At 27.5% G+C, this 7,567-nt stretch carries 11 protein-coding genes, 1 tRNA gene and 3 rRNA genes; all 15 read left to right on the top strand.

Annotation, left to right across the window (positions count from 1 at the left end; genetic code table 11):
- Nucleotides 1–143: ribosomal RNA gene (locus BUB83_RS20585) — 23S ribosomal RNA — on the top strand; the annotation flags it as partial.
- Nucleotides 144–198: 55 nt separating this feature from the next.
- Nucleotides 199–315, top strand: a 5S ribosomal RNA gene (rrf, locus tag BUB83_RS20580).
- 5 nt (nucleotides 316–320) lie between these two features.
- Nucleotides 321–395, top strand: a tRNA-Glu gene (locus tag BUB83_RS20575).
- Between the two features lie 135 nt (nucleotides 396–530).
- Entirely contained in the window at nucleotides 531–1,223 is a 693-nt protein-coding gene (gene sfsA / locus BUB83_RS20570) for a DNA/RNA nuclease SfsA (RefSeq protein ID WP_073340968.1), read from the top strand.
- 18 nt (nucleotides 1,224–1,241) lie between these two features.
- The gene (locus BUB83_RS20565) at nucleotides 1,242–1,736 is read left to right on the top strand and encodes an NAD(+) diphosphatase (RefSeq protein WP_073340967.1); all 495 of its coding nucleotides are present in this window, start codon (nucleotides 1,242–1,244) and stop codon (nucleotides 1,734–1,736) included.
- Between the two features lie 64 nt (nucleotides 1,737–1,800).
- On the top strand, nucleotides 1,801–2,700 hold the full coding sequence (locus tag BUB83_RS20560) for a DUF362 domain-containing protein (protein ID WP_073340966.1): 900 nt from the start codon (nucleotides 1,801–1,803) through the stop codon (nucleotides 2,698–2,700).
- 58 nt (nucleotides 2,701–2,758) lie between these two features.
- Nucleotides 2,759–2,929, top strand: coding sequence for a hypothetical protein (locus BUB83_RS22280; RefSeq protein ID WP_200801512.1), 171 nt, complete (start codon nucleotides 2,759–2,761; stop codon nucleotides 2,927–2,929).
- A gap of 65 nt (nucleotides 2,930–2,994) precedes the next feature.
- Nucleotides 2,995–3,186 carry a hypothetical protein gene (locus BUB83_RS20555; RefSeq protein WP_073340965.1) on the top strand — a complete coding sequence of 64 codons (192 nt, stop codon included), beginning with the start codon at nucleotides 2,995–2,997 and terminating at the stop codon, nucleotides 3,184–3,186.
- A gap of 21 nt (nucleotides 3,187–3,207) precedes the next feature.
- A complete protein-coding gene (locus BUB83_RS20550) occupies nucleotides 3,208–3,405 on the top strand; it encodes a hypothetical protein (protein WP_073340964.1) in 198 nt (65 codons plus the stop codon).
- Nucleotides 3,406–3,598: 193 nt separating this feature from the next.
- Nucleotides 3,599–4,312, top strand: a complete 714-nt coding sequence (locus BUB83_RS20545) for a tRNA threonylcarbamoyladenosine dehydratase (RefSeq protein ID WP_073340963.1) — start codon at nucleotides 3,599–3,601, stop codon at nucleotides 4,310–4,312.
- Between the two features lie 47 nt (nucleotides 4,313–4,359).
- Nucleotides 4,360–5,301 (top strand): GNAT family N-acetyltransferase, encoded by a 942-nt coding sequence (locus BUB83_RS20540; protein ID WP_073340962.1) that lies wholly within the window; start codon nucleotides 4,360–4,362, stop codon nucleotides 5,299–5,301.
- A 44-nt stretch (nucleotides 5,302–5,345) separates the two neighbouring features.
- Nucleotides 5,346–5,615: a hypothetical protein gene (locus BUB83_RS20535; RefSeq protein WP_073340961.1), complete on the top strand. Its 270-nt coding sequence runs from the start codon at nucleotides 5,346–5,348 to the stop codon at nucleotides 5,613–5,615.
- 79 nt (nucleotides 5,616–5,694) lie between these two features.
- Nucleotides 5,695–6,150: a VanZ family protein gene (locus BUB83_RS20530; RefSeq protein ID WP_073340960.1), complete on the top strand. Its 456-nt coding sequence runs from the start codon at nucleotides 5,695–5,697 to the stop codon at nucleotides 6,148–6,150.
- Nucleotides 6,151–6,214: 64 nt separating this feature from the next.
- Nucleotides 6,215–7,114, top strand: a complete 900-nt coding sequence (locus BUB83_RS20525) for a DUF4097 family beta strand repeat-containing protein (RefSeq protein ID WP_073340959.1) — start codon at nucleotides 6,215–6,217, stop codon at nucleotides 7,112–7,114.
- 390 nt (nucleotides 7,115–7,504) lie between these two features.
- Nucleotides 7,505–7,567 (top strand): 16S ribosomal RNA (locus tag BUB83_RS20520); the annotation flags it as partial.

Here is a 7,567-nt window from a genome sequence, read left to right as displayed (position 1 = left end):
AGCGTGAAGCCCACCTCAAGATTAGATTTCCCATAACGTTAAGTTAGTAAGACCCCTGGAAGACTACCAGGTTGATAGGTCAGAGGTGTAAGTACAGTAATGTATTAAGCTGACTGATACTAATAGGTCGAGGGCTTGATCAATTTAATTAATTCACTATGCAATTTTGAATGAATAATTCAAAAAACAACTAAATAATCTGGTGATTATAGCTTGAAGGCAACACCCGTTCCCATTCCGAACACGATGGTTAAGCTTCAACACGCTGATGGTACTGCATGGGTGACTGTGTGGGAGAGTAAGTCGTTGCCAGGTCATAAGGCTCCTTGGTCAAGCGGTCAAGACATCGCCCTTTCACGGCGGTAACAGGGGTTCGATTCCCCTAGGAGTCACCATACTAAAAAGAGTTCACTTTGAACTCTTTTTTTATTGTATAGAAAAATATAAATAATTCCATTAACAAACTAATAGTATTAAGATACAATAGAAGTATATTTTATAAATAATAACTAAAGAAATTGAGGGAGCAGATGAAATTTAACAATAAAATTATAAAAACTACGTTTTTACGAAGGCCTAATAGATTTCAAGCATATGTAATTTTACATGGAAAAGAAATAATGGTACATGTTCCTAATACCGGAAGGTGTAGAGAAATATTAAAACCTAATACTGATATTATCTTAAGAAAAGAAGATAATCCAACTAGAAAAACAGCATATGATTTAATTGCAGGGTATAAGGATGGAAAATTAATAAATATAGATTCTCAAGTACCTAATAAAGTAGTTCTAGAAGCTTTGAGCAATAAAAAAATAGATAAATTAATTAAATATAATATAATAGAAAAAGAAAAAACTTTTGGTAAAAGTAGATTTGACTTTAAGTTATCTAATGAAAATAAAGAAATATATTATTTAGAGGTAAAAGGAGTAACTTTAGAGGAAGATGGATATTGTTTATTTCCAGATGCTCCTACAGAACGAGGAACCAAGCATGTGTTAGAGCTAATAGATGTTATTAATAACGGTATGAATGCAGGAATTTTATTTCTTATACAAATTGAAGATGTTAAATGTTTTTCTACTAATGGAGAGATGGACACTAAATTTGCAGAAGCTGTTAAGCTAGCTAAAAATAAAGGAGTAGATTTATTTGCATATAGCTGTATAGTAAAAGAAGATTCCATTGAATTATATAAGGAAATAGAAATAATACTTTAAAAATTAGGAGATAATGATATGATTTATAAGTACTGTCCTATTTGCGGAAATGAACTAGGAATAAAGAGTAGCTGGGATGAAGGAATGGTTCCTTATTGCTGTGAGGATAATATTTTATTTTTTGACATTCCTAAAACTGTAGTATTGATAGCTGTTTTAAAAGAAGATAAAATTTTGTTATTAAAACAAAGCTATATATATGAGACTTGTAGAGTTCTTATATCTGGATATGTAACTAATGGAGAGTCATTAGAAGAAACAGCCATTAGAGAAGTTTTTGAAGAAACAGGAATAGAAATAAGTAACGTAAGATATTTAGGCAGTTATCCACTTAGTGAAAAAGATTTTCTTTTTGTAGGATTTGTAGGAGATTATATTCAGGGAGATATAGTAAAGTCTGAAGAAGTTGAAAATGCTGAATGGATTAATATAAAAAATGCAATTGAAGAAATGAAAGATGATACAATTGGGAAACAAGTTGTTAATCAGGTGTTAAAAATTTTAAATTTTTAGAATTGATATAAGATAAAATGAATGTCACCATGCTTATGGGTAATAATATAAATGAGGTGATATTATGAGAAAAAATAGAAAATTAGAAAGTCCAATTGTTGGTTATGGAAGAAATAGTGATGAAAAAATATCTTTAAGAGAAGCATTAAGTTACTTGCCTTTAGAAAAGTTTGTTTCAAAAGAGGATGTTGTTGTAATTACGGCAAATATGGTTAATGAGAACCCACCAGAAAAAGGTGTGGTTGTTGGTCAAGAATCATTAAGAGAAGTTATAAAATTTTTTAAAGAAATGAATCCTAAGAAAATTATTGTAGCAGGCGGATCAGGTGGAACCAATACAAAAAATGTATTACATAATATTGGGTTTGACAAAATTGTAGAAGAAGAAAATATTGAATTTTTAGATTTAAATTTTGGTCCATTCATTGAATTAGAGATAAATAGTAACATAATTAAAAGCACAAAAATAAATTCAATTATACAAGATGCAACAATCATAGTATCTTTTACACAATTAAAAGCCCATGAAGAAGCGACAATTTCGGCTTGCATAAAGAATATAGCATTATCTTGGCCACCAGCAGAAATACATGGGTACCCTAAAAAAAATTTAGGCATTCATGAAGATTTACATGATTTTATAGTAGCTATGGCTAAAAATATTCCTATTGATTTATCTATATTAAGTTTAAGTCCAGCTATGATAGGAACAGGTCCATCTAAGGGAATTGCTAAGAATACGAATATGGTATTAGCGAGTTTAGATCCTGTAGCAATAGATACAATTGGGGCACGATTACTAGGTTTTAGACCCCAAGCTGTAAATTATTTATTCAGGTGTATAAAAGAGGGAATAGGACAAGGAACGATAGATAACATAGACTTAAAAGGAATTAAACTTGTAGAAATTGAGAAAGAATTTTCTAAAGTTGCTTATGGAGCAGAATTTACAATAGATGAATAAGGTATGCAAATGCTAAAAACAAATAATGTTTTCTGGGATAGAAAATGGGGGTAGTAAAATGAAAATAGTTCAGGAAAATTGCACTAGATGTACTTTATATAAAAATAATGAATGTGATGGGAATGTAATTGATTGTATGTGTAAGAATTGTCCTAGAAATTTGGGACAATGCTTAATTACTAGATATTGTCGAGAAACTGAATCTGTATTATATGAAGAAGAATATTAAAAATGTGAATTATTTTATTAGTATTGGGTAATATATATGTAAACAATGTTTACGGAGGTAAATTTATGTACTCATATAAAGATAGAATAAGAAAAATTATTGCAGAAAGTTGTTTTAGTTATGAACCATACTCAATTTTAAATTTATACAGTATGGCAGATTTATCTCCTAGTTGTGAAAACTGTAAGAATTTCGTCGATTCACAATGCACAAAACAATTGTTTCACGAGATAAAAAACAGAATAACTATGAATTAATTCATAATAGGAGGTAATTTTATGGGTAAATCGGCTAGCAGAGAAGAATTAAGCACAGTAGGTAGAAATTGTTATGGATATGAAACAGAACAGCAAGGGTTTTTATCAAAAAGTGGAGATGCAGTAGCAAAAAGTTGTACTAATTGCAAACATCTTGTGAATGAAAAATGTGATATAAATTTATATGATAGTGTTGTTGCTAATCTAGATGAAAAATAGATATTTTGAGTCAATAGAGAATTTTTAAAAAATGGTATTCACTTAATGTTTCTATAAGTTTGAGTTGTTAAAAAAACTGCTATGGCAGTTTTTTTTATTTTGAAAATAATAAATGTAATAATTTTAATATTAGTAGTTTGTTGGTATAATATATTAGAGGTAATAACCAATATATTAATAAAGGAGAAATATAATGACATCTTGGTTACAAAGAACAGAAGCTCTTTTGGGTGAAGAAAAAGTTGAAAAGTTAAGAAATTCCAAAGTAGTAATTTTAGGCGTAGGGGGAGTAGGTAGTTTTACATGTGAAGCTATAGCAAGGAGTGGCATTGGAGAGATAACGGTGGTTGATAAAGATGTTGTTGATATAACAAATATAAACAGGCAATTAATAGCCACAACTAAAACAATAGGGCTAGACAAAGTTGAAGTTATAAAAGAAAGAATTTTAGAGATTAATCCTTCTTGTAAGGTGAATATGTTTAAAACTTTTGTTAATGTGGATAACTTTGATGAAGTAATTGATAAAAATGTGGATTATGTAATTGATGCAATAGACACAATAACATCAAAAATTGATTTAGCAGTATGGTGTTATAATAATAATGTGAAATTAATTAGTTGCATGGGAGCAGGTAATAAGTTAGACCCTACAAAGTTTAAAGTGGCTGATATATACAAAACAAGTGTTTGTCCTTTAGCTAAAGTTATGAGAAAAGAATTGAAAAAAAGAAATATAAAAAGTTTAAAAGTTGTATATTCTGATGAATTACCACTTACCCCTAATTGGAAAAAAGGTGATATTGAAGATTATTCAAAAAGAAAAAAGGCGACTCCAGCTAGTGTGTCATTTATACCATCAGTGGCAGGATTAATAATTGCAGGGGAAGTAATAAAGGATATCTAGGTTTAAAAATATATTGTTCAAATAAAAGAGATTATGAGGAGAAATAAATGAATAATCGTTCAAAGGCACAAATAAAAATAGAAAATGTAAATGGATTAGATTTTATTATAAAAGATACTAATGGAATTTCTATTGGTAGATTTAATTTTATGGAAATTGAAGAAAAAAATAAATTTGCTTTATTAAGAGTTAACTTCTATAAAGATGATAAGGCATTAGAGGCAGAGTATACAAAAGCTTTAGAAATAGTCATAGAGTCTTTATACAAAAACAAAGGTATATCAAAAATGAGTGTTATAGCAAAGGATGATATCAATATAAATATTTTTAGCCAACTTGGTTTTAAATTAGAGGGAATATTATATAATTCTATTAATAATAAAAAGGAACAGAAAAGTGAAATAATTTTTGGATTAGATTATGAAGAATATAAAAAAATTGAGTGTATCAATGTATTTAGACTTAGTGGAAAAAGAATCGAGTTAAAAGTATTAACACCAGAAGATACTGAAGAAGTTCTTCAATATTATTTAAGAAATAAAGATTACTTGGAACCATATGAACCAGAAAGAGAGGATGATTACTATACAATGGAAGCACAGAATAGGTATTTAGTAGAAGGATATAGACAATTTTTAAATAATGAAAGTGTACAATTTGGAATTTACTTAAGTAAAAAACTTATAGGAAGAATAAGAATATCAAATATAGTGCTAGGTGTTTTTAAAAATGCATTTATAGGATATTCTATAGATGAGGAGTATCAAGGAAAAGGATTTATGAAAGAAGCTGTACAAGTTGCAATGGAATTTGCATTTGAAGATTTAGGGCTACATAGGATTGAAGCATCAACATTAGTTGATAATATTAAATCACAAAATGTTTTATTGGCAAATGGATTTAAAAAAATAGGAATAAGTGAAAAATATCTACATATTAATGGAAAATGGAGAGATCATGTAGTTTTTTATAAAACATCTGAAGCATAAACAAGTAATAATTATAATAATAAAAGAAATTAGGAGAAGAAAATATGGAACAATACAAAATTTATTTTATGTTATTTAGTGCAATATATCTTTTTATATTTGGAGTTTTCATGAAAAAGCACAAAGGGAATGGAGTTAATAGAACATTAGGTTTAGTAACAATTTTATTTAGCATATTTTCATTAACAAGTGCAGCTATAGGTTATTTTAATGGAAAATTAGGAGCAAGCTTATATAATATATTTGTAGTAATTCTAATTGGTTTATCAATAGGGATATCTATTATTAATTTATTAGTAAAGAAAAAGAGTTGAATTATAAATTAAATTCATTATGAATAGAGTTACGGTAAAATAAAAAAAGCTATATAATACTTGTAAGAAGGAAAAGAATATGAAAACAAAAACAAAGCAAACAATCAAAATAACTAGTCTCTTAGTGTGGATGAGTGTAATATTTATATTTTCACACCAGCCAGCATCAGTTTCTAGTGAAAACAATAAATTGGTCATATATATTTTTAATTATATGGGCATAGATTTAAATAGTATATTTGGAGATATAACTAATTTTATAATTCGCAAAACTGCCCACATAACAGAATATTTAATATTATATATTTTAATTATTAGAGTTTTAAAAATATCTAATAATGATAAAGGACAATATATAAAAGCATTAGTTTATGTTTTTTTATATGCATCATCTGATGAGATACATCAAATATTCGTTGAAAATAGAGGGCCGTCAGTTAAAGATGTTTTAATAGATACGTGCGGGGGAATACTTGGCATGATAATATATTATATAAATGATAGGAAAAATATATTGAAACAAAAGAGGCAATGAATTAATTAATTCTTTGTTTTTTTTATTAAAAATATATAATAATAAGTAGAAGGTATGTGATAAAGTGAAAAAAATTAAGAAATTTATTTTAGTCTTTGTGGTGTTAATGGTTATTAATCTAGTTGGGTGCAATAGTTTAAATTCTAAGGTAGAAAAGTATACTATCGATAAATCAGGAGAACAATCATTAAATAATATAGAAAATATAATAATAGAAGGATACTACTTAAACATAAATATTTTTGTATCAGATAAAGATACACTAAGTTATAAATTAAGCGGCGACGTAAATTTGAATCTAACTAATAATATAGAGGATAAGATTAATATTATTAGTTATGTAAAAGAAAATGATTTGATGATTACTTTAAATAAAGATAGTGATTTAAAAGAATACAATAGTACAAACAGTTTAAGTTTAGATATCGAAATTCCAAAAGCATATTATAAAAATTTATCAATAAGTACGTCTTATTCTAATATTAGGGTTATGGGAATAACGGTAAATGAATTAGTAATAGATAGTAATGAAGGATCAATGTATATAGAAAATAGTACAAGCAATAATTTAGTAGCAATATTAGATAGAGTGGATTTTATATCAGATAAAGTGATTACTAGCAAATCTTACATGGAAATGACAAAGGGGAATATTAGCTTAAAAGACTTTAATGGTAATTTAGAAATTTATTCAAGAGAAGCGGAAATAGATATTCAGTTAGGTGAAAGTAATGATGATATAGAAATTTGGAATGAAAAAGGGGAAATAGATTTATATTTACCAAAAGAAGCTACATTTAAATTAGATGCAAGAACAAAGAATGGATATGTTAAATGCGAATTTCCAATACCTATAAATGAAATATCAAGCAATGAAGGTTTAAAAGGAGTAGTTTTTGATGATAGTAGTAGTGTTATTATAAATAATAATGAAGGGAATATAAAGATTATGAAGAAGAATTAATGGAGGTTGATTCACCAAATTACAAACGAATGAATGCAAACAGTTCCTAGTGTATCAGCATATGAAAACTCAAGAAAATACGAGAAAAAGCTATTATTATTGACATAAATAGTTTTAATAAGATTATTTTAATAACATAGTTCATATTATTTTGATAAGATATTCCTTGTCGCCAAGAGAAATCGCGAAAGTGGTTGAAAAAACAAATAAGAAAACTCTTGACAACAAAGAAAAAAAGTGTTAAACTAATATAGCTGTCGCAAGATAGCGAAAAGATTTAATTTGATCTTTGAAAATTAAACAGAGAATGATAGAATAGATTCCAGAAATGGATTCTATGTAAAATGCCAGTCAATAATTTAAGTAAATGAGTAAACAGATTAAACTTTTTAAATTGAGAGTTTGATCCTGGCTCAGGACGAACGCTGGCGGCGTGCTTAACACATGCAAGTC

It is taken from the genome of Clostridium grantii DSM 8605 (assembly GCF_900129965.1).
Lineage (GTDB): Bacteria > Bacillota > Clostridia > Clostridiales > Clostridiaceae > Clostridium_AF > Clostridium_AF grantii.
This window is presented reverse-complemented; position numbering and strand designations above follow the sequence as displayed.